Origin of the sequence: Streptococcus oralis subsp. dentisani (assembly GCF_002860905.1) — a bacterium.
GTDB lineage: Bacteria > Bacillota > Bacilli > Lactobacillales > Streptococcaceae > Streptococcus > Streptococcus oralis_BA.
In genome coordinates this window covers 219,179-240,465 of the sequence record NZ_PKIG01000002.1, presented here as the reverse complement: position 1 = coordinate 240,465, position 21,287 = coordinate 219,179, and the positions used below count along the sequence as shown (strand labels likewise).

Annotated in this window: 23 protein-coding genes; 6 read left to right on the top strand and 17 right to left on the bottom strand. The window is 37.9% G+C overall.

Features of this window, described 5'->3' with window-relative positions:
• Positions 1 to 481 precede the first annotated feature (481 nt).
• The 3 genes from dhaM to dhaK are packed head-to-tail and all read right to left on the bottom strand — an operon-like array spanning position 482 to position 2,442.
• The gene (gene dhaM / locus CYK16_RS04215) at positions 482 to 856 is read right to left on the bottom strand and encodes a dihydroxyacetone kinase phosphoryl donor subunit DhaM (protein ID WP_060805549.1); all 375 of its coding nucleotides are present in this window, start codon (positions 854 to 856) and stop codon (positions 482 to 484) included.
• Entirely contained in the window at positions 856 to 1,431 is a 576-nt protein-coding gene (gene dhaL, locus CYK16_RS04210) for a dihydroxyacetone kinase subunit DhaL (RefSeq protein WP_060805550.1), read from the bottom strand. The genes dhaM and dhaL overlap by 1 nt, the downstream gene beginning before the upstream one ends.
• 21 nt (positions 1,432 to 1,452) lie before the next feature.
• Positions 1,453 to 2,442 (bottom strand): dihydroxyacetone kinase subunit DhaK, encoded by a 990-nt coding sequence (gene dhaK / locus CYK16_RS04205; RefSeq protein ID WP_101776695.1) that lies wholly within the window; start codon positions 2,440 to 2,442, stop codon positions 1,453 to 1,455.
• Positions 2,443 to 2,595: 153 nt separating this feature from the next.
• Here dhaK and dhaS point away from each other — a divergent pair, with 153 nt between their 5' ends.
• Both dhaS and dhaQ read left to right on the top strand, forming a co-directional pair.
• Positions 2,596 to 3,126, top strand: coding sequence for a dihydroxyacetone kinase transcriptional activator DhaS (dhaS, locus tag CYK16_RS04200; RefSeq protein WP_101776694.1), 531 nt, complete (start codon positions 2,596 to 2,598; stop codon positions 3,124 to 3,126).
• A complete protein-coding gene (gene dhaQ / locus CYK16_RS04195) occupies positions 3,123 to 4,112 on the top strand; it encodes a DhaKLM operon coactivator DhaQ (RefSeq protein WP_101776693.1) in 990 nt (329 codons plus the stop codon). The genes dhaS and dhaQ overlap by 4 nt, the downstream gene beginning before the upstream one ends.
• Before the next feature lie 203 nt (positions 4,113 to 4,315).
• Here dhaQ and CYK16_RS04190 read toward each other — a convergent pair whose 3' ends face one another.
• The 4 genes from CYK16_RS04190 to CYK16_RS04175 form a co-directional block, all read right to left on the bottom strand.
• Complete coding sequence (locus tag CYK16_RS04190; protein WP_060805553.1) at positions 4,316 to 4,855, bottom strand: ClbS/DfsB family four-helix bundle protein; 540 nt, start codon at positions 4,853 to 4,855, stop codon at positions 4,316 to 4,318.
• Between the two features lie 57 nt (positions 4,856 to 4,912).
• Positions 4,913 to 5,407: a YkgJ family cysteine cluster protein gene (locus CYK16_RS04185; RefSeq protein WP_000031466.1), complete on the bottom strand. Its 495-nt coding sequence runs from the start codon at positions 5,405 to 5,407 to the stop codon at positions 4,913 to 4,915.
• A 134-nt stretch (positions 5,408 to 5,541) separates the two neighbouring features.
• Positions 5,542 to 7,275, bottom strand: coding sequence for a phosphoenolpyruvate--protein phosphotransferase (gene ptsP / locus CYK16_RS04180; RefSeq protein ID WP_020902391.1), 1,734 nt, complete (start codon positions 7,273 to 7,275; stop codon positions 5,542 to 5,544).
• Positions 7,276 to 7,280: 5 nt separating this feature from the next.
• Positions 7,281 to 7,544, bottom strand: a complete 264-nt coding sequence (locus tag CYK16_RS04175; protein ID WP_000146947.1) for a phosphocarrier protein HPr — start codon at positions 7,542 to 7,544, stop codon at positions 7,281 to 7,283.
• A gap of 349 nt (positions 7,545 to 7,893) precedes the next feature.
• Between CYK16_RS04175 and nrdH the strand changes: the two genes are divergently transcribed.
• The 4 genes from nrdH to CYK16_RS04155 all read left to right on the top strand — a co-directional run bounded on the left by nrdH (position 7,894) and on the right by CYK16_RS04155 (position 12,417).
• Positions 7,894 to 8,112, top strand: a complete 219-nt coding sequence (nrdH, locus tag CYK16_RS04170) for a glutaredoxin-like protein NrdH (protein WP_000259243.1) — start codon at positions 7,894 to 7,896, stop codon at positions 8,110 to 8,112.
• 80 nt (positions 8,113 to 8,192) lie between these two features.
• Positions 8,193 to 10,352 (top strand): class 1b ribonucleoside-diphosphate reductase subunit alpha, encoded by a 2,160-nt coding sequence (nrdE, locus tag CYK16_RS04165; protein ID WP_060805554.1) that lies wholly within the window; start codon positions 8,193 to 8,195, stop codon positions 10,350 to 10,352.
• A 192-nt stretch (positions 10,353 to 10,544) separates the two neighbouring features.
• Positions 10,545 to 11,507, top strand: a complete 963-nt coding sequence (gene nrdF, locus CYK16_RS04160; RefSeq protein ID WP_060805555.1) for a class 1b ribonucleoside-diphosphate reductase subunit beta — start codon at positions 10,545 to 10,547, stop codon at positions 11,505 to 11,507.
• Between the two features lie 142 nt (positions 11,508 to 11,649).
• The gene (locus CYK16_RS04155) at positions 11,650 to 12,417 is read left to right on the top strand and encodes a DeoR/GlpR family DNA-binding transcription regulator (protein WP_060805556.1); all 768 of its coding nucleotides are present in this window, start codon (positions 11,650 to 11,652) and stop codon (positions 12,415 to 12,417) included.
• A 104-nt stretch (positions 12,418 to 12,521) separates the two neighbouring features.
• Here CYK16_RS04155 and CYK16_RS04150 read toward each other — a convergent pair whose 3' ends face one another.
• The 10 genes from CYK16_RS04150 to CYK16_RS04105 form a co-directional block, all read right to left on the bottom strand.
• A complete protein-coding gene (locus CYK16_RS04150) occupies positions 12,522 to 12,779 on the bottom strand; it encodes a DUF3884 family protein (protein ID WP_081094024.1) in 258 nt (85 codons plus the stop codon).
• A 41-nt stretch (positions 12,780 to 12,820) separates the two neighbouring features.
• A complete protein-coding gene (gene lacG, locus CYK16_RS04145; protein ID WP_060805557.1) occupies positions 12,821 to 14,227 on the bottom strand; it encodes a 6-phospho-beta-galactosidase in 1,407 nt (468 codons plus the stop codon).
• A 339-nt stretch (positions 14,228 to 14,566) separates the two neighbouring features.
• Positions 14,567 to 16,258 (bottom strand): lactose-specific PTS transporter subunit EIIC, encoded by a 1,692-nt coding sequence (locus CYK16_RS04140; RefSeq protein ID WP_060805558.1) that lies wholly within the window; start codon positions 16,256 to 16,258, stop codon positions 14,567 to 14,569.
• Positions 16,258 to 16,575, bottom strand: a complete 318-nt coding sequence (locus CYK16_RS04135) for a PTS lactose/cellobiose transporter subunit IIA (protein WP_050146476.1) — start codon at positions 16,573 to 16,575, stop codon at positions 16,258 to 16,260. The genes CYK16_RS04140 and CYK16_RS04135 overlap by 1 nt, the downstream gene beginning before the upstream one ends.
• Before the next feature lie 35 nt (positions 16,576 to 16,610).
• The gene (locus tag CYK16_RS04130; RefSeq protein ID WP_060805559.1) at positions 16,611 to 17,447 is read right to left on the bottom strand and encodes a PRD domain-containing protein; all 837 of its coding nucleotides are present in this window, start codon (positions 17,445 to 17,447) and stop codon (positions 16,611 to 16,613) included.
• A gap of 526 nt (positions 17,448 to 17,973) precedes the next feature.
• Positions 17,974 to 19,311: an ISLre2 family transposase gene (locus CYK16_RS04125; RefSeq protein ID WP_101776692.1), complete on the bottom strand. Its 1,338-nt coding sequence runs from the start codon at positions 19,309 to 19,311 to the stop codon at positions 17,974 to 17,976.
• Positions 19,312 to 19,420: 109 nt separating this feature from the next.
• Positions 19,421 to 19,750: a hypothetical protein gene (locus tag CYK16_RS04120; protein WP_101776691.1), complete on the bottom strand. Its 330-nt coding sequence runs from the start codon at positions 19,748 to 19,750 to the stop codon at positions 19,421 to 19,423.
• 17 nt (positions 19,751 to 19,767) lie between these two features.
• A complete protein-coding gene (locus CYK16_RS04115) occupies positions 19,768 to 20,148 on the bottom strand; it encodes a replication initiator protein A (RefSeq protein ID WP_061421583.1) in 381 nt (126 codons plus the stop codon).
• 26 nt (positions 20,149 to 20,174) lie between these two features.
• Positions 20,175 to 20,447, bottom strand: a complete 273-nt coding sequence (locus CYK16_RS04110) for a hypothetical protein (RefSeq protein ID WP_000138500.1) — start codon at positions 20,445 to 20,447, stop codon at positions 20,175 to 20,177.
• The gene (locus tag CYK16_RS04105; RefSeq protein ID WP_101776690.1) at positions 20,444 to 21,262 is read right to left on the bottom strand and encodes a ParA family protein; all 819 of its coding nucleotides are present in this window, start codon (positions 21,260 to 21,262) and stop codon (positions 20,444 to 20,446) included. Before CYK16_RS04105 ends, CYK16_RS04110 begins: the two co-directional genes overlap by 4 nt.
• Between the last annotated feature and the right edge of the window lie 25 nt (positions 21,263 to 21,287).

Below are 21,287 nucleotides of genomic sequence, written 5' to 3'. Positions count from 1 at the left end.
TCCTTCTTCTAGACCTAAACCAAGTCAGATTAAAGCTACAAATATAATGATAAGGCTTTCTTTTACTTTAGACTACCATAAAACAAGGAATCTTTCAACAAAATTCATTGGCAAACTACTATTCTAGAAGATTGACAGCCCAAATCTTTCAGAATAGAACAATCCTAACTATCGAATATCCCGACTTTATAAATATCCATGTAATTCTAGATCTAGAATTCCTATAAACTAAATGTTTTCGCACTCTTCTAAGCCATTGATCGCCTTAAATGTTAATTTTTGAAGGATTCTAAAGCTAGAATAGTTCTATCACAATCAGCTTTGAATGATGAACAATTTAGAAACTCTATGATTCTACTCCTTTTACATTAAAAAGGAACTACATAAAGCAATCCCTTTCTGATTTTGAAATTATTTACTTAAAATTTGATAGTTGAGATAATCAATAGCCCACCTATAAAAAAAGTTATAGTAAAATTCCTTATTTATTGATTTCAAGCTCCGTCAACTGTGTTTGAATAACTGATAGTTCTGCACCAGCCTGAAGAAGAGCTGCTGCAGTATAGGCTCCTTCTACAATTGGAACCCTGTTGATGATGATACTCTTATCACTGAAATCAGCCACCATTTCTAAGTTCATTTTAGCAGAGCCGAGGTCAAAAAAAGCTAATAAAGTATCTGCTGGATTTTCAAAAACAACCCTGTCTACTTGATCAAAACTCGTTCCAATTCCTCCATCTTCGGTTCCTCCTACATAAGTAATCGGAACATCTTTAGCTACTTCACTAATTAGTTCAACGACACCTTGTGCAATGTGTTTGGAATGTGAAACGATAACAAGACCAATACTTCCCATTAAACCACCCCAGTTTCTAAAAGAGCAGTAAAGAGTAATCCTGATGAAAATGACCCAGGATCAATATGTCCAAGAGAACGTTCTCCTACATAAGATGCCCTTCCTTTAGTTGCAAGTAAATCTTTGGTAGCATTCACTACCTCATCAATAATCTCATGAGTCAATTGACCAGCAGACAAGGCAGCAATAACGGGAGTCCAAACGTCAACCATTGTCTTCTCTCCAACTTCTGCTTTCCCACGTTTGACAATCATATCCAGACCACTTTGTAAGGTTTCTTCTAATTTTGAATGAGAATCAGCCTTGGCCATGCCCATAAAAGCAGAGCCATACAAGGGACCAGAAGCACCGCCTACCTTACTCAGTAGTTGCATTGAGACAAGTTTAAAGACATCACTGCTGGTCTCAAATTGCTTTCCTTCTAAGTTTTCCATAACTGCAGCCATTCCACGCGCCATATTTCCACCGTGGTCTCCATCTCCTATAGGAGTGTCTAGCTCACTAAGATAATCTTTCTGTTCTTGAATCTTTTCATTAAAAAGCTTCATCCATTCAAGAGCTTGTTCAGCATTCATTCGACATTTCCTCCTTGAGTTTTACCATGCTGATGTTGTAACAGGTGCATTTAAAGCATCCAACCACTCATCATCTGCCAATCGAATCAATGTCAATGACAAACCAGCCATATCGATTGAAGTCATATAGTTTCCAATTTTCTTAAATGCCAACTCAACACCTTTTTCATGGAGTAATTTAGCCACATCATTTGCAAATACATATTGCTCCATCAGAGGGGTGCTTCCTAAACCATTGATGAGAAGGCCATAGCGTTCACCAGCCTTAAGTTGGAAACCTTCAGATAGTTTTTCAACCAATTCTGAGGCCAATTGTGCTGAAGGTTGCATTTTCTCTTTTTTATATCCTGGCTCACCGTGAATACCAACACCATATTCAAATTCATCATCTTCTAGAACAAATCCTGGTTTACCAACTTCAGGAACAGTTGCTCCAGACAAGGCCAGCCCAATTGTTTTAATTTCTAAGACAAGTTTATCAGCCAGTTCCTTCATTTCAGATAAAGATTTACCAGAACGAGCCGCATCACCCAAAATTTTATGGACTAATATAGTACCAGCAACACCGCGGCGACCTTGGGTATAGAGACTATTTTCAACAGCAATATCATCATCGACTACAACACTTGCTACATCAATACCTTCCATTTCAGCAAGTTCTTGTGCAATTTCAAAGTTCATGATGTCTCCAGAATAGTTCTTGATAACCATGAAAACTCCAGCACCTTCATCAGCTGCCTTAATGGCTTCTAAAATTTGATCCGGAGTAGGTGAAGTAAAGACTGCTCCACAAATAGCAGCAGACAACATTCCATCTCCTACAAATCCAGCATGACTTGGTTCATGTCCTGAGCCTCCACCTGAAATGAGCCCAACTTTCCCTGTCTTTTCTACCTTTCTAACGATGACATCAAAACCATCTAACCGTTCTACCAAGTCATCATGCATAAATGACAAGCCCTGCAACATTTCATCAACAACTTGTGTCGGTTCATTTATAATTTTTTTCATGAGAAACTCCTTTCGGTATTTACCTTTGTTTTCGCTTTCATTATATATTTTTTACTGCTGGCTGATAAGGGACAGATTCTATTATTTGTCCCCTTTTAAACCCGTTTAAAAAAATTTTTTGGTAAAATGAAGTAAGTAAAAGAAAGGTTTCCTATGGCATCATCACTTATTACAAAAAAACGGATTGCTAAGGCATTTAGAGACCTATTAGCTACTAGAGAATTTGACAAAATCTCTATTGTAGATATCATGGAATCAGCTGGCATCCGTAGACAGACCTTTTATAATCACTTCCTTGACAAATATGAACTGCTAGACTGGATATTTGAAACTGACTTAACCGAGTACATCACCAACAACTTGGACTTCATTTCAGGCCAAAAACTATTACAAGAATTATTTCTTTATTTCGAACAAGAGCGTGACTTTTATATTCAACTTTTTGATATTCAAGGGCAAAATAACTTCTATGACCAATTTATCAACTACTGTCGCTTGCTTGTATCAAAAATTTTAAGAGAATATGGTCAGATTGATATCGATTCATCTGCTTATACTTGTTTTTTGTTAGACTACCATTCACATGCTCTAGCAGAAATCGTGAAGGCTTACGTCAATAAAAAAAGTCCAGTTCCACAACCAGACTTTCTAATCATGACAATTATTGGAAAGAGACCACAATGACATTTATTTCAAATCATAAACAGAAAATTATTTCAAGTTACATTTCAGCAACTGTCAGCAGTCATCCTGAATTAGAAAAACACCCTACCTTACCATTAGTCTATCAAAAAAATCGTAATTCTTATCAAGTTCCAATATTGTCGGGTGGAGGTTCAGGTCACGAACCCGCTCATATTGGATATGTGGGAGAAGGAATGCTTACTGCTGCTATCTATGGCCAATTATTTACTCCTCCTACAAGAACTGAAATCTTAGAGTCCATTCGTTTTTTAAATAATGGTCAAGGTGTCTTCATCATTGTAAAAAATTTCGAAGCAGACATCAAAGAATTTAGCTGGGCCATTAATACTGCTAGACAAGAAGGAATTAAGGTCGGCTATAGTCTAGCACACGACGATATTTCTATTGAACCTCACAATAGATTTCAAATTAGAGGAAGAGGGCTTGCAGGTACTATTTTACTTCATAAAGTTCTAGGATATGCAGCTCAAAATGGTGCCGACATCGAGCAACTAACTGATTTAGGTCATCAGCTTGCTCCCGAAATCGCAACAATTGGCTTTGCAACGAAAGCTGCTAGTCTCCCCCAAGCCACCCGTCCACTATTTAACTTAGAAGAAGGAAATATTTCTTATGGTATTGGGATACATGGCGAAGAAGGCTATCGTATCGTCCCATTCCAATCATCGGAAATCCTTGCAAATGAAATTATAAGTAAATTAAGATTGCACTATCATTGGAAAAAGGGTGATCAATTTATATTGCTTGTAAATAATCTAGGCACTACCAGCAACTTAGAAATGGGCATATTTATCAATGATCTCCTTCAACTCTTAGAAATTGAAGGAGTCACTATTACCTTTATAAAATCAGGAACATTTATGACCAGTCTAGATATGGCAGGTATATCCGTAACTCTTTGCCCTGCGAAAAATAAACAATGGTTAGAAGCGCTCAATGCTCCAACGACAGCTTTTGCATGGTAATTTGCTTGTATAAATCAAAAGGGCTCCATCACTTGGTAGCCCTTTGCTTTTATCTTATACTCAATGAAAATCAAAAAGCAAACTAGGAAACTAGCCGCAGGCTGTACTTGAGTACGGCAAGGCGACGTTGACGCAGTTTGAATTTGATTTTCGAAGAGTATTACGTTTAAAAGAACTCATTCTTTCTATTTCAAATAGGCCATCTATCCCTTACAATTCTTCTGATGTGCTTTGAGTTTTTTGCTAGCCCAATCATAGTGACTTGACGTGCTACTAACAAAGTAGGAACCTAGACTTGTTCCTCCCGTCCACTTATAGACACCTTTGGTAAAGAGTTCGTCATTGCTAAAAACTTCTATCAACTCTAAAACCTCTCTATGTGATTGTTCTAGGAGTCTAGTCGCTTCTTCTAAGGAGGTTTTCTGGTGCTTCTTCCAAAAAGCGACATTCATTTCTCCATAAGTTTTCCAAGTATAAGGTTCAGGGAGAAAAGTTCTTTCGTGACCTTTTTGATTAGAATGTACCCAAGTCAAAAGTAACTGATGCCATTCATAAAGATGGATCAAGACATCCCGTAGATTTTTATCCCTTTTCCAGTGAACTTCTTTTTTCTTTGGGTCTCTTGAAAAATCAAATGGAGTCTGTATCTCATCTTCACTTAGTTGGGAGATGAAACGTTTGAGCTTTTCATAGTTTTCCTTAGAGGCCAGCACTAGCTCCTCTTTTGTTTTCGGTCTAGGCACAGGAGTTCTCCCTTCATATTGTTAGTTATTATTAGAAATTTTTTATTCTTAAAATCTCTATAACTTATCCTTTAATTTCTCAACAAAGAGATAGGCTGCTGGACAGGTCAAAGTATTCTTAATCGTCAAATGGTTGATTTGATGGATCTTTTTGCGATCTGTATGGGGGAACTCTCGGCAGGCCTTGGGACGAACATCATAGATGGAACAAAGATTATCTCCTCCTAGAAAGGGACAAGGCATGGATTTAAAAACCTTATCCCCATCTTCATCTACCTGAAGGAATTCAGCTTCAAAAGCTGGTAATTTCATCTTAAAATACTTAGCAATTCGTGTAATATCCGCTTCTTTAAAGTCAGGTCCCAATGTCTTGCAACAGTTGGCACAGGCAGTGCAATCAATTTCCTCAAAAACTTCTTGGTGAATCTGCTGGGCTATCTTGTCTAGGTTTTTAGGAGGTTTTTTCTTTAGATTGGCTAAAATTTTACGGTGTTCCTTTTGCTTTTGCAAGGCTAGCTGGTGGTAGTACTCAATATCAATTTCTTTAGACATGGTTTCTCTCTTATTCTATTTACTTCCCCCTATTATACCATGCCTCTGGAGCATTTAAAAGTGTACTTTATAAGACTATACTTTTCCAAAATGCGTCAAAAAAACCTTGCAACTAGGTTACAAGGTTAATGACATTAATCGAAGTTAACGTATTCTTTTTGAAGTTCAAGAACTTCTTCCATTGTTGAACACTCTGTAAGGGCACGGTTAGCGTACTCTTCCATCTTAGCAGTGTCCAATTTCTTCATCAAGCTACGTGTACGAAGTACAGATGTTGCTGACATAGAGAACTCATCCAAGCCCATTCCGACAAGAAGTGGAACAGCTTTTTGGTCACCAGCCATCTCACCACACATACCAGCCCATTTACCTTCAGCGTGAGCTGCCTTGATAACGTTGTTGATCAAGCGAAGGATTGATGGGTTATATGGTTGGTAAAGGTATGAAACTTGCTCGTTCATACGGTCTGCTGCCATTGAGTATTGGATCAAGTCGTTTGTTCCAATTGACATGAAGTCTACTTCTTTTGCAAATTGGTCTGCAAGCATTGCTGCTGCAGGGATTTCAATCATGATACCAACTTGGATGTCATCCGCAACTGCAACACCTTCAGCAAGAAGGTTTGCTTTTTCTTCTTCATAAACTGCTTTAGCTGCACGGAATTCTTTCAAGAGGGCAACCATTGGGAACATGATACGCAATTGACCATGAACAGAAGCACGAAGAAGGGCACGGATTTGTGTACGGAACATTGCATCTCCAGTTTCAGAAATAGAGATACGAAGGGCACGGAATCCAAGGAATGGGTTCATTTCATGTGGCATATCGAAGTAAGGAAGTTCCTTATCTCCACCGATATCCATTGTACGAACAACCACTGGTTTACCATTCATTCCCTCAAGAACAGCCTTGTATGCTTCATACTGCTCATCTTCAGTTGGGAAGTCTTGAGAATCCATGTACAAGAACTCTGTACGGTAAAGTCCAACAGCTTCTGCACCGTTGTTGTTAACACCTTCAACGTCTTTTGGAGTACCGATGTTAGCAGCCAACTCGAAGTGTTTACCGTCAGCAGTCACTGTTTGAGCATCTTTCAAAAGTGCCCATTCAGCTTTTTGTTTAGCATAAGCTTCACCAGCTGCTTTAAATTCTGCCGCTTGTTCATCTGTTGGGTTGATAATCACTTCACCAGTAATTCCGTTAACGGCAAGGATATCGCCGTCTTTCACTACTTCAGTGATGTTGTTTGTTCCCAATACAGCTGCAATTTCAAGTGTACGTGCCATGATAGCTGAGTGGCTTGTACGTCCACCGATATTTGTTACAAAAGCTTTTACAAAGTTTTTGTCCAATTGAGCTGTATCAGATGGTGTCAAGTCATGCGCAATTACGATTACTTCTTCATTGATAGAAGCTGGGTTTGGCAATTTTTTACCAAGAAGGTTTGCCAATACACGTTTTGTCACGTCGCGGATATCCGCTGCACGTTCTTGCATGTATGGGTTGTCTTCCATGCCTTCAAAGATAGTGATGAACATGTCAGTCACCTCTTTAAGACCTGCTTCTGCGTTGACTTTCTTAGCACGGATTGTTTCTTTGATCTGACCAATCAATTCTGGGTCAGAAAGAACCATCAAATGAGCGTCAAAAACTTGAGCCGCTTCTTCACCAAGCGTACCTACAGCTTTCTCACGGATAAGAGAAAGCTCGTTTTGAGAAGCTTCAAGAGCTACATCCAAACGAGCCTCTTCTGCGTTTGTATCTTCGACTGAAACAGTCTCGAATGACAAATCCGGTTGAACGAGTAGATATGCTTTTGCAACTGCAACACCGTCAGATGCCGCGATTCCTTTAAGCATTTCTGTCATTTTCCTTATGCCAATCCTTCTTTTTCCATTGTTTCTGAGATTGCAGCGATAGCGTCATCTGCATCTGCACCTTCAGCTGAGATAGTTACGTCAGCACCTTGGCCAACACCAAGACTCATAACACCCATGATTGATTTAAGGTTAACTGATTTACCTTTGTACTCAAGAGTGATATCTGAAGCAAATTTGCTAGCAGTTTGTACCAACAATGTTGCTGGACGTGCGTGAATACCTGTTTCTGCCACTACGTGGAAATCTTTAGAAGCCATAGTTTGACTCTCCTTTTGTTCTTTCTTTTTTGAGTTATATGTGATAACCCTTACAATTTGGTATTATATCATCTTCTAGGATTTTTTTCAAGCATTTTATGGGATTTATTCGATTTCCTTTCAGATAACTTGCTGAAAATCTTCTATATTTATTGACAAAACACAGGATATAGTTTTCCAAAAAAAACTTATAGGATAATTATCATCATTTTACAAAACAAACACTACATATTGTGTTTTGTTTGGTTGTGTAGAAAAACAGACCACTATATTTAGTTTTAAATCGTTGACAAAAATTTATTTTCTGATATACTAAGAAAGTAATCTATTTTGAAAGAGGAGTTACACAATGGTAACCGTTTATTCTAAAAATAACTGTGTCCAATGCAAGATGACCAAACGTTTCTTGGACAGTAATAACGTTGAATACAAAGAAATCAATCTCGATGAGCAACCTGAGTACATCGATCAAGTTAAAGAGCTCGGTTTCAGCGCAGCTCCTGTTATCCAAACACCAACTGAAGTCTTTTCAGGTTTCCAACCAGGAAAACTGAAACAATTAGCATAATCTTAATACATCATCCAGAAGAAACTGCTTCTAGGGCTAACTTAGAAGCCTTTCTTTTGTAATTAGATAAGGGAAATTTTATGGGATTAAAACATCTTGAGGACGTGACTTACTTCCGTCTCAATAACGAAATCAATCGTCCTATCAATGGACAAATCATGCTTCATAAAGATAAGGAAGCCTTGAATGCCTTCTTTAAAGAAAATGTGGTTCCAAACACTATGGTTTTTGATTCAATCAAAGATAAAATCAACTACCTCATTGAACACAACTACATCGAAACAGCCTTTATCAAGAAATACCGTCCAGAATTTTTGGAAGAATTGCATCAATTTATCAAAGAACAAAACTTCCAATTCAAGTCTTTCATGGCAGCCTATAAGTTTTACAATCAATATGCCTTAAAGACTAACGACGGTGAATATTATCTTGAAAGTATGGAAGACCGCGTCTTCTTTAACGCCCTTTATTTCGCTGATGGCAACGAAGCTATTGCAATCGATATTGCCAATGAAATCATCCACCAACGCTATCAACCTGCTACTCCTTCCTTCTTGAATGCTGGACGTGCTCGTCGTGGTGAATTGGTATCATGTTTCCTGATCCAAGTAACTGATGATATGAACTCTATCGGTCGTTCTATCAACTCTGCCCTTCAACTTTCACGTATCGGTGGTGGTGTGGGAATTTCCCTCAGCAACCTTCGTGAAGCTGGTGCTCCTATCAAGGGCTATGAAGGAGCAGCTTCTGGTGTCGTACCAGTTATGAAGCTTTTTGAAGATAGCTTCTCTTACTCAAACCAATTAGGTCAACGTCAAGGTGCCGGTGTTGTCTACCTCAACGTCTTTCACCCAGATATCATCGCCTTCCTTTCCACTAAGAAAGAAAACGCCGATGAAAAAGTTCGTGTCAAGACCCTTTCACTTGGTGTTGTGGTGCCCGATAAATTCTACGAATTGGCACGTAAAAATGAAGAAATGTACCTCTTCAGCCCATACTCTGTAGAACTTGAATACGGTGTGCCATTTAACTACATCGACATCACTGAAAAATACGATGAGCTAGTCGCAAATCCAAATATCCGCAAGACAAAAATCAAAGCGCGTGATTTGGAAACTGAAATCTCTAAATTGCAACAAGAGTCTGGCTACCCTTATGTCGTCAACATTGATACGGCTAACCGTGCAAATCCTGTTGATGGTAAAATTATCATGAGTAACTTGTGTTCTGAGATTCTTCAAGTCCAAGAACCAAGCTTGATCAACGATGCTCAAGAATTCCTTCAAATGGGAACAGATGTTTCATGTAACCTTGGCTCAACCAACGTGGTTAACATGATGACTTCACCTGACTTTGGTCGTTCTATCCGTGCTATGGTTCGTGCCCTTACTTTCGTTACAGATAGTTCACACATCGTAGCTGTTCCTACCATCGACCACGGAAATAGCCAAGCTCACACCTTTGGACTTGGTGCCATGGGACTTCACAGCTACCTTGCCCAACAATTGATTGAATATGGATCGCCTGAGTCTATTGAATTTACAAGCATCTACTTCATGCTCATGAACTACTGGACCTTGGTTGAGTCAAACAATATCGCGCGTGAACGTGGTATCACCTTCCACAACTTTGAAAAATCAGACTATGCTAATGGAAGCTACTTTGACAAGTATATAACGGGCGAATTTGTTCCAAAATCAGACCGTGTTAAAGAACTTTTCAAAGATGTCTTTATCCCAAGTGCTGCTGACTGGGCTGAACTTCGCGATAAGGTTCAAGCAGATGGACTTTACCACCAAAACCGTCTAGCTGTTGCCCCAAATGGTTCGATCAGTTACATCAATGACGTCTCTGCTTCTATCCACCCGATTACGCAACGTATCGAAGAGCGTCAAGAAAAGAAAATCGGTAAAATCTACTATCCTGCTGCTGGCTTGTCAACAGAAACCATTCCTTACTACACTTCTGCTTACGACATGGATATGCGTAAAGTGATTGATGTTTACGCTGCTGCGACTGAGCACGTAGACCAAGGACTTTCACTCACACTCTTTATGCGTAGTGACATTCCAAAAGGACTTTACGAATGGAAGAAAGAAAACAAACAAACGACACGTGACTTGTCCATCCTTCGTAACTATGCCTTTAACAAGGGTATCAAGTCTATCTACTACGTCCGTACCTTTACAGATGATGGTGGAGAAGTCGGTGCCAACCAATGTGAGAGCTGTGTGATTTAATCTTTGCTTGAGGAAACTACATTTTCTCAGATAAGTATTCATTCACCCTGCTAAACTAAACTGGAATAAGCATCTATACTATGGAAAAACAAAAAAGTCGGGCTTCCGACTTTTTGTGCGAAACTACTCTAGGATTATGATAAAATAGAGATATTGTGAGTTCGCAATACTAAACACAGAAAGAGATTTCAAATGGAAACTTACTACAAAGCCATTAACTGGAATGCCATCGAAGATGTCATCGACAAATCAACTTGGGAAAAACTGACGGAGCAATTCTGGCTTGATACACGTATTCCCTTGTCAAATGACTTGGATGACTGGAGAAAGCTATCAAATATAGAAAAAGACTTGGTAGGAAAAGTCTTTGGTGGTTTGACACTTTTGGATACCATGCAATCTGAAACAGGAGTTCAGGCACTTCGTTCAGACATCCGTACTCCGCATGAGGAAGCTGTTTTCAATAACATCCAATTTATGGAGTCTGTCCACGCTAAATCTTACTCATCAATCTTTTCTACCTTGAATACAAAGGCTGAGATTGAAGAAATTTTCGAATGGACCAATACCAATCCTTACCTACAAAAGAAGGCTGAGATCGTCAACGAAATCTACCTAAACGGTAACCCACTTGAAAAGAAAGTTGCCAGTGTCTTCCTCGAAACCTTCCTCTTCTACTCTGGTTTCTTCACTCCCCTCTACTATCTTGGTAACAACAAACTAGCCAACGTTGCAGAAATCATTAAATTGATCATTCGTGATGAGTCTGTTCACGGAACCTACATCGGATATAAATTCCAACTCGGTTTCAATGAATTGCCTGAAGAAGAGCAAGAAAAACTCAAAGAATGGATGTACGACCTACTCTACACTCTTTATGAAAATGAAGAAGGCTATACAGAAAGCCTCTATGACGGTGTTGGTTGGACGGAAGAAGTCAAAACCTTCCTTCGCTACAATGCTAACAAGGCACTCATGAACCTGGGACAAGATCCACTCTTCCCAGATTCAGCTGATGATGTTAACCCAATCGTTATGAACGGTATTTCAACAGGAACTTCCAACCACGACTTCTTCTCTCAAGTCGGAAATGGTTACCTTCTTGGCGAAGTTGAAGCCATGCAAGACGATGACTACAATTACGGTTTGGACTAATTCACTTATCCCAGAACTGATAACAAATATCATGGTTTGTTTAAAACAACCATGATATTTTTGTTTTTGTTTTCTTTTGTTTTTTAAATTGATTGATTGAATACTTTATGATAAAATAGTAATAGAAATAGAGGTGATAACGATGCTAAAGCAGGAAAAACTAGATAATATTCTAGAAACGGTAAATACAAAGGGAACTATTACTGTAAAAGAAATCATGACTCGCTTGGATGTATCAGATATGACTGCTAGACGCTACTTGCAAGAGTTAGCAGACAAGGATTTACTTGTTCGAGTGCACGGGGGAGCTGAAAAAATTCGCACAGGTTCCATTTTAAACAATGAACGTTCAAATATCGAAAAACAAAGCTTACAGATTGCAGAAAAACAAGAAATCAGCCGTTTTGCAGGCCATTTGATTGATGAAGGGGAAACCATTTTTATTGGTCCAGGTACAACCTTGGAATCTTTTGCCCGTGAACTTCCAATTGATAATATTCGTGTTGTAACAAACAGTTTACCAGTCTTTCTCATTCTAAACGAACGAAAACTAACAGATTTGATTTTAATCGGTGGAAACTACCGCTCTATCACTGGAGCCTTTGTCGGAACACTAACCTTGCAAAACTTGGCAAATTTACAATTTTCTAAAGCCTTCGTTAGCTGTAATGGTATTAAGGACAATTCGATTGCGACCTTTAGTGAAGAGGAAGGTGAATCTCAACGCATCGCCCTCAATAATTCCAATAAAAAATACTTACTAGCTGACAATAGTAAGTTCAACAAATTTGATTTCTATACCTTCTACAATATCTCTGATATTGATACCATCGTTTCAGATTCTAAACTGAGCAAAGAAACCTTTGAACAACTTTCAAAACAAACAAAAATTATTCTTTCTAAACCATAAAACTGTGGATTGATAAAATTTAAAATGCGTCATATCAAGAAAATAAGAATCTTGATATGACGCATTTTTTGATGAAGATTTTTACAAAGAGTTTCCTAGATTCTTTATGATTGTTGAAACGGCATAAAATCTGAATCAAAGGAGATATTATCCCATTCTTCAGGATTGATAAAATTTAAAAACAAATTTTTAAATGCTTCCAGCTCATAGTCTGAATGGCAAATCCATTCTTTACCGGTAGAGACATACCATTTTCCGAGACTTTTCAGCTCCTCATTAGTCAAACAAGGTATTTGAGAACATTTATCAAAATTGATAATATAAACTTTTTCATAAATAGATTGGATAAAATCTTTGAACATCTTTTGCCTCACTAGAAATCTATATCTAATTACTAATTCTACTAGTCTATAATCTGACTTTCCGCTACTTTCTTGTACCAGTGAGCTGATTTCTTAGGATAACGCTCTTGAGTTTCAAAGTCTACATAGAAGAGACCGTAACGTTTCTCATACCCATTTGACCATGAGAAGACATCCATTAATGACCAAATGAAGTAACCTTTTACATTAGCTCCATCTGCAATAGCATCAGACAAGACTTCCAAGTGTTGCTTCACGTAATCAATACGACCATCGTCGTAAACAGTGTTATCAACGAACTCATCTTTATAACCAAGTCCATTTTCTGTGATGTAGATTTTCTTATAGTTCGGATAATCTTTCTTCACTCGCATGATTTGATCATACAAACCTTGAGGATAGATAATCCAATCCCAATCCGTACGTGGTACATAATCAGGAGCTACACGACGACCAACACCTTTGATTTGGTATTTAGAGCTTCCTTTCTCACCCTTACCATTATGGATAATTTCAGTTTCTCCATCAAATGCTTCCATCCAGTCACTCATATAGTAATTGATTCCAAGGAAGTCGTTCAAGTCTTTCGCAGCTTCTAATACTTCGAAATCTTCTTCACGAAGATCTAAGCTACCACCATTGGCAGCCAAGATAGCCTCTACCCCTGCCAGGGTCTTTTCAGAGTAGTGACCCAGATAAGTTGCATCCAAGATAAATTTATTATGGATAATGTCCTCCAACTCTGCCGCAATAACATCTGCAGGATTTTCAGGATCTAGAGGATACTTAGTAGGTAGAGCATGAACAACCCCAATTTCACCTTTATAGCCTTTATCTTTATATAACTTTACAGCGCGTGCATGCGACACCATCATATTGTGGTGCGATTGGAAGACTTTGGCAAGGTCATACTGAATACCTGGAGGGAATTTACCAACCAAGTATTGACCATCACCAATTGGCCCAATTTCATTAAAGGTTGTCCAATAGTTTACTTCTGGGAATTCTTCAAAACAGAAGGCAGCGTAATCTACAAAGTGTTCGATATTTTCACGGTTTAAGAAGTCTCCATTTGAATGGAGAGCTTCTGGCGTGTCAAAGTGATGAAGAGTTACAAAGGGCTCAACATGACGTTTGTGGCACTCCGAAAATAGATTATGATAAAATTCAACACCTTTAGCATTTACTTGGCCGTAACCAGTCGGGAAAATACGGGACCAGGCAATAGAAATTCGAATACCATTGACACCATACTCTTCTGCTAGCTTGAGGTCAACTGGGTATCGATTGTAAAAATCACTGGCTGGTTCTGCAGTGTACCAATAGTTATCTTCAAGATATTTATCCCATGCTACTGGTCCTTTACCATCAGTATGTGTAGCACCTTCTGCTTGATAGGCAGCTGTTGCACCACCGAAAATAAAGTCTTTTGGAAGTGTTTTTGTCATTTTTTTCACCTATTTCTTGATTTAAAATAAAGTAAAAGTGAGAGGAGAGGAGTCAGTGAGCCATCCTTCTCCATCTCACTTCTTGTACCAAGTCACCGAATTGTGACATGAGGAGGTAAAAACGATATCTTTTTACCGACGAATTAACAAGGCGATTAGGAAATTCGCCATAGCGATTTCCGTAACGAGAGGAAACTATTTCATAGTCCCTATTATTAATCGAATTGTGACATGAGGAGGTAAAAACGATATCTTTTTACCGACGAATTAACAAGGCGATTAGGAAATTCGCCATAGCGATTTCCGTAACGAGAGGAGACTGTTTCACAGTCCCTATCGTTAATCGAATTGAGCTTGTACGAATGCAAGAGCACCTTTTCCATCACGAGTTAATTTGATGTATTGAGCGCCTTCTGTCTTGGCAAGTTTAATACCGAGTTTATCTGTTTCTGCTTTCATATCTTCAAAGTTTGAAGCAACTTGAGGGGCAAGGATAACAAGATCAAACTCTGGCAACATTTCACGGTGAGCACCATAGCCTCCTGCTGCTGCTTTCACAGGGACATTGTATTCTGCTGCTGCCTTATTCAAAGCATTTGCAAGAAGTCCACTTGTACCTCCACCAGCACAGAGAACGAGGACATTTGTTTCTTCAGTGATGGTATTTTGTGTTGCTTCTACACCCGCTTTTTCAAGAATAGCATCTGCTTTCGCAGTATTGAAGTTTGCAGCAACTTTTTCTTTCAATTCATCATTAGACTTACCTGAACGTTCTTCTTCAAGAATTTGTTCATCATAGACTTTAAGGAATGGATAGTAAATGACTACGTCAACTACGATTAGAAGGGCAGCAAGAGCGAATGATAAGAACTGGAAGTTTGTACCAAGGACAATCCCCAAAGGTCCAGGAGTAACCCATGGAAGGTTGGCGGTAAATGAGTTCATGCCAAGTGTTTCGATAAAGAACTTAAAGATCCAAACGTTTGCGATAGGGGCAAAAATAAATGGAATGAAGAAAATCGGGTTCAATACAAGCGGTGCACCAAACAAGATTGGTTCATTTACACCAAAGAATGTTGGAACTACTGAAGCACGACCAATTGCACGGTTACGTTTAGATTTTGTTAACCACATGAACATGAATGGAACAACCAGTGTCGCACCAGTACCACCCATGGTAACGATAAACATTTGTGTACCAGAAGTAAGAATCTTGTCAGCGTGCATACCTTGTTGGAGAAGGTTCAAGTTGACTTCGGCATTGGCATAGGTAATAGCTGCGATAGCTGGTTCAACGATAGATGGACCATGGATACCAACAAACCAGAAGAAGGCAAAGGCACCAAAGATAATGGTAATACCTAGGTAACCATCAGCTGCAGAGAATAATGGAGCAAAGAATTTACCGATTGATTCAGCTACGCTTGCACCAACAAAATGACGAGCTAGTAAATCAAGAGCATAAAGAGAAACCACTGATAGAGTGAATGGAATCACATCTTTAAATACTTGTGAGATATTTGGTGGAACTTCGTCAGGCATGCGAATAGTGACATTGTTCTTAACACAAACCTTATAGATTGCTACAGTCACAAAGGCTGCTAGGAAGGCTGAAAGCAAACCTTTTGTTCCTAGGAATCCTGTTGCAAAGCCACCTTCAATTGGATCAGCTGCCAACATCAATAATCCAACAATAGCAGCTAATAGAGTTGACATATAGTTGATTTGGTTGGTTTTTTCCATGCTACGGTTAACAGAGTCTGTTAATGATTTAGCAGTCGTACCAGCTAGCAAAAGTGCGAGAATACCCATTGAATAGCTATAAGGTTTCATCAATAGAGCCACTACTTCATCAGACCATTGGAAGCCCCATGAGTTTGGTACAAAGGCGATTAAGATAAAGATACTTGAGAAGAGAATAACAGGCATACCTGCGATAAATCCATCCCGAATAGCACGAAGATAGATATTACGAGATAATTTCTCAAAGAAAGGTTTTCCTTTCTCGATAAATGCAATTAGTTTATTCATTATTTAACTCCTCTCTTATAAAGTTCGATTAAGTGGTGCATCAAATCTTTTAACAAAATAGTTGTCATCAAGTGGTCTTGGCCATGCATCATGGTCACACTATACGCTAAGTCCTCACCAGAAGCTTCCTTAGTCAATAGACTTGTTTGCGCGTGGTGAGCCTCTGCAATGCAAGAACCAGCTTCCTCTACAAGAGTATCTGCTTTTACAAAATCACCAGCTTCAGCAGCCTTTAAAGCTTCCAATAGTTTTGAACGAGCATCGCCAGCATAGGCTACGATTTCAAAACCTAACAATGTTACTTCTTCTCTATTCATGATAGAATTCTCCTTATATAGTTTTAAATAAATTTTTATGACAATAAACGTTGGATATGTAGAACTAGATAAACTCGTTCACTTTTATACAAATCAAGACCCGTATGTTGCGTAATCACATCATAAATCTTGAAACCAATCTCGAAGGCTTTTGGATAGGATTGTTTAATATGATCTTCCATATCCAGAAGTGATTGGTTATCATCTCTAGATCTGTCTAAATAATCCAAGAAATAATTCAAATGTATCATAAAGCGATCATAGAAATGGTTATTCTCTTTAGTTCGTTGAATTGCATAGTCCGTTAAAACTTCTTCAACATTCCTGAGAATTTCTTTCCTCTTATCAATCGACTCCACAAGTTCCACTTCATTTTCACCTTCGGCATTAATGAAATGATAAGCAATCCTAATAATTTCGTCCTCAGGAAAATGATCTGCTAGCTTCTGGCGGTAAATTTCAAATGCTTCATTTGCGATTTGAAAAGCGACAGGATACTTAGTGGAAATATCTGGCAGATTACTATCCTTGTACCTTCCTTGTGCTAGAGCTTGGTAAGAACAGTAAATATGATCTGTCAATGTTACGTAGAGATACTCTTGAATCGGATAATGATATTTCTTTGATAGCTTATCAATGATTTCATAGGTCACTGTGATAAAATCAAGCGGAACATCTTTGAGGAGAGCCATAAAGTTTTCTCTGGACTCTTCGGTCTTCATCCGAAAGATTTTCTCAACCTGATGTTCAGCAATCAAATCCCCCTTCTTCTTTCCAAATGCAATCCCCTTACCAATCACAATCACTTCTTCTCCTTTATCATTTCTGACAAGCGAGACATTGTGATTCATTGGATTTAGAATTCGATACATGTCAACCTCCTTTTATATCTTAAAGGTATATTAGTACAAAAAATGACCACAAATGAACTAGAAAATCATCCGATTTCTAATTCACCTGTGATCATGCCTAATATTACTTAGTAACACTCACCTTGTATTAACTTGTGATTTAAGTATAGCACAAGTAAGTTATTTTGTAAACCCTTACATGTAACTTGTATGCGGTAGAATTTTTTAGAACGCCTAAATTCATACATTTTTTAGGAGAACATCACCGAGTTTTAAAAAAAGACTGAACAAATTTCTTGCTCAGTCTTGACATTGATACACTTATCAGGTATCATTAATTAAAGACTGAGTAAGAAGGACGAGTTCTTACTCGGTAAGGCGAGAAGTGTTAGCGCACTTTTCGTCTTTTTTTATTCGATTAATTTAAGTAAATTATAACACATTTTTACATACCGTGCAAGTATTTTATGTTTGATTGTAGCACAAAAAGACCTTTTTTTACAAAGGTTATTGTTATATAACTTTTTATATACTTTGTTATGTACTTCTATTGTTTTCGGAAGTAGGATAATCTTTTGCTATCAGGGTAACATTGATATCTAGATGTATTTTCTTTATCCGTTTTACTCATTCTCTTTTTAATGGTATAAGCAGAAACTTCCTCTAAAGAAATAAATTTTTCATAATCTTCTCTCCAGGTGCCGAAGAATAATTCTCTCAAGGAATCCTCATAATTCAAAACAATAATTCGACTCATCGTTTCAGCTCCAGCAAGAGTCCAATACATTCCTCTTTTTTTCATTCTATAAGTGACTTTACGATGCTGACTCTCCATTATCCCGATTCCTGCATGACTGAATCCTCTCTGTTCGGCTGGTTTGGTATATTGGAAATTTCTCAATATTTTACTCTTGAACTTCTCAAACAACTCTTGTTCTTCTTCTGTATCAATGTAACTTTCGGTCGTATCTAGGACAGTTCTCATTAACTGCTTATCATGTTGCTTAATCGCCTGGAAAGCTCTCTCTAATAGATCCTCAGAGTAAAATTTTAGATAATTCTTCAACTCCTTATTTACATGATACTCATCCCAGAAATGTTCGTGGCGTTTAATTCGCAGAACCTTCGCAATCTCTTTGAAAACATAGGGTGTATATCCATGACCTCCATCAGAGTTCGTAATCAATAAAGTCTGATTCGTAATTTCGTAATTATTGAACAGATAATCGATCACCTGCTCCCTCACTAAGCGATTGTCAAGGCCAATAAATTCTTTTTTGTCCTGGAGTTCAAATCGATTGCTGCCAACTTTCTGGCTTCCTGTATGAACTACAAAATGGGATAAATCGTAATGTTTATTATCCTTCTGTGTGTCACGTGCTTTAACCATCACACCATCACCCTCAATATAAATAACCTGGGCTTTTCTTTTGCGAACTTCTTTATTCTCTTCATAATATCGATAGCCTTCTCTCTCCTCCAATAACTTCTCACAAATTTTTACAGCTTTTACTACAATTGGCTTTGTGATAGAGATGTGATAAGTCAATTGGATCACCTGAGTTACTTTATCATAGGGCATTAAAGTAGATAATTTAGCCACCTGATACATAAATTCCCAGGAGAAGCGGACGTTCTTCTGAAGTCCTAACTTTTCATCTACTGGAATGACCCAATGATCTCCCTTTTTCCAACGTCTTCTTCTAAAAGTAAACTCACCAAATGTAAAAGCAACGGTTCGCTCCATTGAATGAATACAGGTATAGCCTTTTGCTTTCATGACCGGAATCATCTCCTCATCATACCTAGAAACAAAGTTATAAAATTCTTTTGCATTTTGAAACAGCAATTGATTTTTTAGTTCTCTCTCATCAAAGAAAGCCATTCAGAATCCTCCCTTATTAAAATTACGCTTATTTTAATAAATTTTGACCTGAATGTTCAAATAATCCTTTGTTCTGACAAAAAAAGAGCCTATCTTTTCAGATAAACTCTTACTTGTCATACCAAGGTTTCTCTTTCTTACTAAAATAGGATTTGCTCATTTCAATAGTAGCTATCCCCATAGGAATCAAAATAATACTCCATAAAACCGTCACAATTCCATCTGCAATAAAGGAAAAACCACCTGTAAAGTGAAGCCCTAAATACAGTAATAATACAACTGGAAAGAAAGCTGGGGCGAATTTTAAAACGGCCAATCCTAAAACGACTATAAACACCATACTAAGACCAAACGTCTTATAGAATACATAGATTGCTATAGCTCCGATAAAAATAAAGAACAGCTGAACAAGTCTTTTAATATCAATGAAAATCATCATAGATTCCTCCTACTTCATCAGTAATATTTTAAAATCTCATCTGTTAGGTAAATTCTATTGGGTAGATTGGATCCTTGGCGTACTTCTTCAATTAAACCATGATTCTTTAGCTTCTTTTTCAAAGAAATCACTTTACTTTTACCTGATTGAAGAGACTCCATTAGCTCCTCTATAGGGTAACATACAAAAGTATTTCCATTTTCATCATATCCTTTTAATTCAAAGTCAACTGCAGCTCTTAAACGATTTAATAAAAGCATGTAGAGAAAAATTCCACTACTCTTCAAATCATTGAACTGTGGGTTGTCTATTATTGGACGAGGGATGACAATTTGTCCTGAATCTATTGCTGCTGAAGAAAATTCAGGAATATCTGATAGATTTGATAAGTATTTCATTGCTGCATTTCCTTTCTTATGGAACGCTATTTTTTCTTTCGCTCCATCTTTTCCCATTCTCTTATAATCAGATTCTCGAGATAAGATGAAGCTGATTTTTCACCGTGATACTCTACTAAAGCATCTAACATATCGTATCGAACATTATGATGTAAAGAGAATGGATATCTTTGCTTTTTGTTATAGCTTTCAGGAGACTTTCTAGCCTCCTGATTTTGTTTCCTCGACGAAGGGGTCTTCTCTCTCTTTGGTGTACTTTGGAATGTTTGTTTTACTTGTGCGAATCGATTCTCTGTCATGCTACCTCTCCTTCTAACACACTCAAAATATTTTCATATACATAGTTTATATTATCATAAAACTTTTTATGTGTCTCTTGTTGGTTAGCTGTCATCTCTTCATGCTGCTCAAAAACACTCTGACTAATCACAAGACTCTTGGCCATGAGCTCTTTCTCCTGGATAGAACCTAGGTAAGCTGAGTCTTCTTCAACAACTTCTAAAAATTGTTTACAAGTGTCTGTTACATTGTTTCCAACGTACTTGATCTTATTTCCAATAAGATAAGGTTCTGCTTTAACATAGCTTTTCTTAGTAATCACTTCGATAGCTTCGCTCTTAATGAAATCTACAAAATTTTTCAAAGATAACCAGGCACGAAAACCATTAAGAGAGGCATCAGAAACAGCCAAGACAATATCTGATACAGCTATAAAATTTGCTGTAACTAAACTCTCATCATTGTGCGTATCAATCAGAATGACATCAAATTGTGCTTCTAACTCTTCGTAATGTTCGCTAAACCACATAAACAACTGGAGATACTTGTTGTTTCGACTGGCAAGATCTAACTGCTCATCTGTCAAACGCTCATCACCACAAATCAAACTGAGATTTTCTGATATTGGAACAATCTCATACTCTCCAGTCGTAAATATATCATAGACAGTTTTCTCGCATTTTACATCAAATGTTCTTGTCAAATTACATTCCCAAGCTCCATCAATGAGTAGTGTTCTAAGCCCCTTAACGCGTGCCAACCAATCCCCTTCATTAAAGGTATCTGTAGTCTTACCACCGCCACCTTTTCCTAAGTTTGTAGTCTGAATCTTCATGATTCCCTCCTTGGATAATTGTATA

Coding starts and splice junctions, on each gene's coding strand:
- dhaS (WP_101776694.1), top strand. CDS start 2,596: ATGGCATCATCACTTATTACAAAAAAACGGATTGCTAAGGCATTTAGA.
- CYK16_RS04150 (WP_081094024.1), bottom strand. CDS start 12,779: ATGTTCAAAGATTTTATCCAATCTATTTATGAAAAAGTTTATATTATC.
- CYK16_RS04125 (WP_101776692.1), bottom strand. CDS start 19,311: ATGGCTTTCTTTGATGAGAGAGAACTAAAAAATCAATTGCTGTTTCAA.
- CYK16_RS04135 (WP_050146476.1), bottom strand. CDS start 16,575: ATGAATAGAGAAGAAGTAACATTGTTAGGTTTTGAAATCGTAGCCTAT.
- nrdF (WP_060805555.1), top strand. CDS start 10,545: ATGGAAACTTACTACAAAGCCATTAACTGGAATGCCATCGAAGATGTC.
- CYK16_RS04105 (WP_101776690.1), bottom strand. CDS start 21,262: ATGAAGATTCAGACTACAAACTTAGGAAAAGGTGGCGGTGGTAAGACT.
- CYK16_RS04175 (WP_000146947.1), bottom strand. CDS start 7,544: ATGGCTTCTAAAGATTTCCACGTAGTGGCAGAAACAGGTATTCACGCA.
- lacG (WP_060805557.1), bottom strand. CDS start 14,227: ATGACAAAAACACTTCCAAAAGACTTTATTTTCGGTGGTGCAACAGCT.
- CYK16_RS04185 (WP_000031466.1), bottom strand. CDS start 5,407: ATGTCTAAAGAAATTGATATTGAGTACTACCACCAGCTAGCCTTGCAA.
- nrdH (WP_000259243.1), top strand. CDS start 7,894: ATGGTAACCGTTTATTCTAAAAATAACTGTGTCCAATGCAAGATGACC.
- dhaK (WP_101776695.1), bottom strand. CDS start 2,442: ATGAAAAAAATTATAAATGAACCGACACAAGTTGTTGATGAAATGTTG.
- CYK16_RS04140 (WP_060805558.1), bottom strand. CDS start 16,258: ATGAATAAACTAATTGCATTTATCGAGAAAGGAAAACCTTTCTTTGAG.
- dhaL (WP_060805550.1), bottom strand. CDS start 1,431: ATGAATGCTGAACAAGCTCTTGAATGGATGAAGCTTTTTAATGAAAAG.
- CYK16_RS04110 (WP_000138500.1), bottom strand. CDS start 20,447: ATGACAGAGAATCGATTCGCACAAGTAAAACAAACATTCCAAAGTACA.
- nrdE (WP_060805554.1), top strand. CDS start 8,193: ATGGGATTAAAACATCTTGAGGACGTGACTTACTTCCGTCTCAATAAC.
- CYK16_RS04155 (WP_060805556.1), top strand. CDS start 11,650: ATGCTAAAGCAGGAAAAACTAGATAATATTCTAGAAACGGTAAATACA.
- CYK16_RS04120 (WP_101776691.1), bottom strand. CDS start 19,750: ATGATGATTTTCATTGATATTAAAAGACTTGTTCAGCTGTTCTTTATT.
- CYK16_RS04115 (WP_061421583.1), bottom strand. CDS start 20,148: ATGAAATACTTATCAAATCTATCAGATATTCCTGAATTTTCTTCAGCA.
- ptsP (WP_020902391.1), bottom strand. CDS start 7,275: ATGACAGAAATGCTTAAAGGAATCGCGGCATCTGACGGTGTTGCAGTT.
- CYK16_RS04130 (WP_060805559.1), bottom strand. CDS start 17,447: ATGTATCGAATTCTAAATCCAATGAATCACAATGTCTCGCTTGTCAGA.
- dhaM (WP_060805549.1), bottom strand. CDS start 856: ATGGGAAGTATTGGTCTTGTTATCGTTTCACATTCCAAACACATTGCA.
- dhaQ (WP_101776693.1), top strand. CDS start 3,123: ATGACATTTATTTCAAATCATAAACAGAAAATTATTTCAAGTTACATT.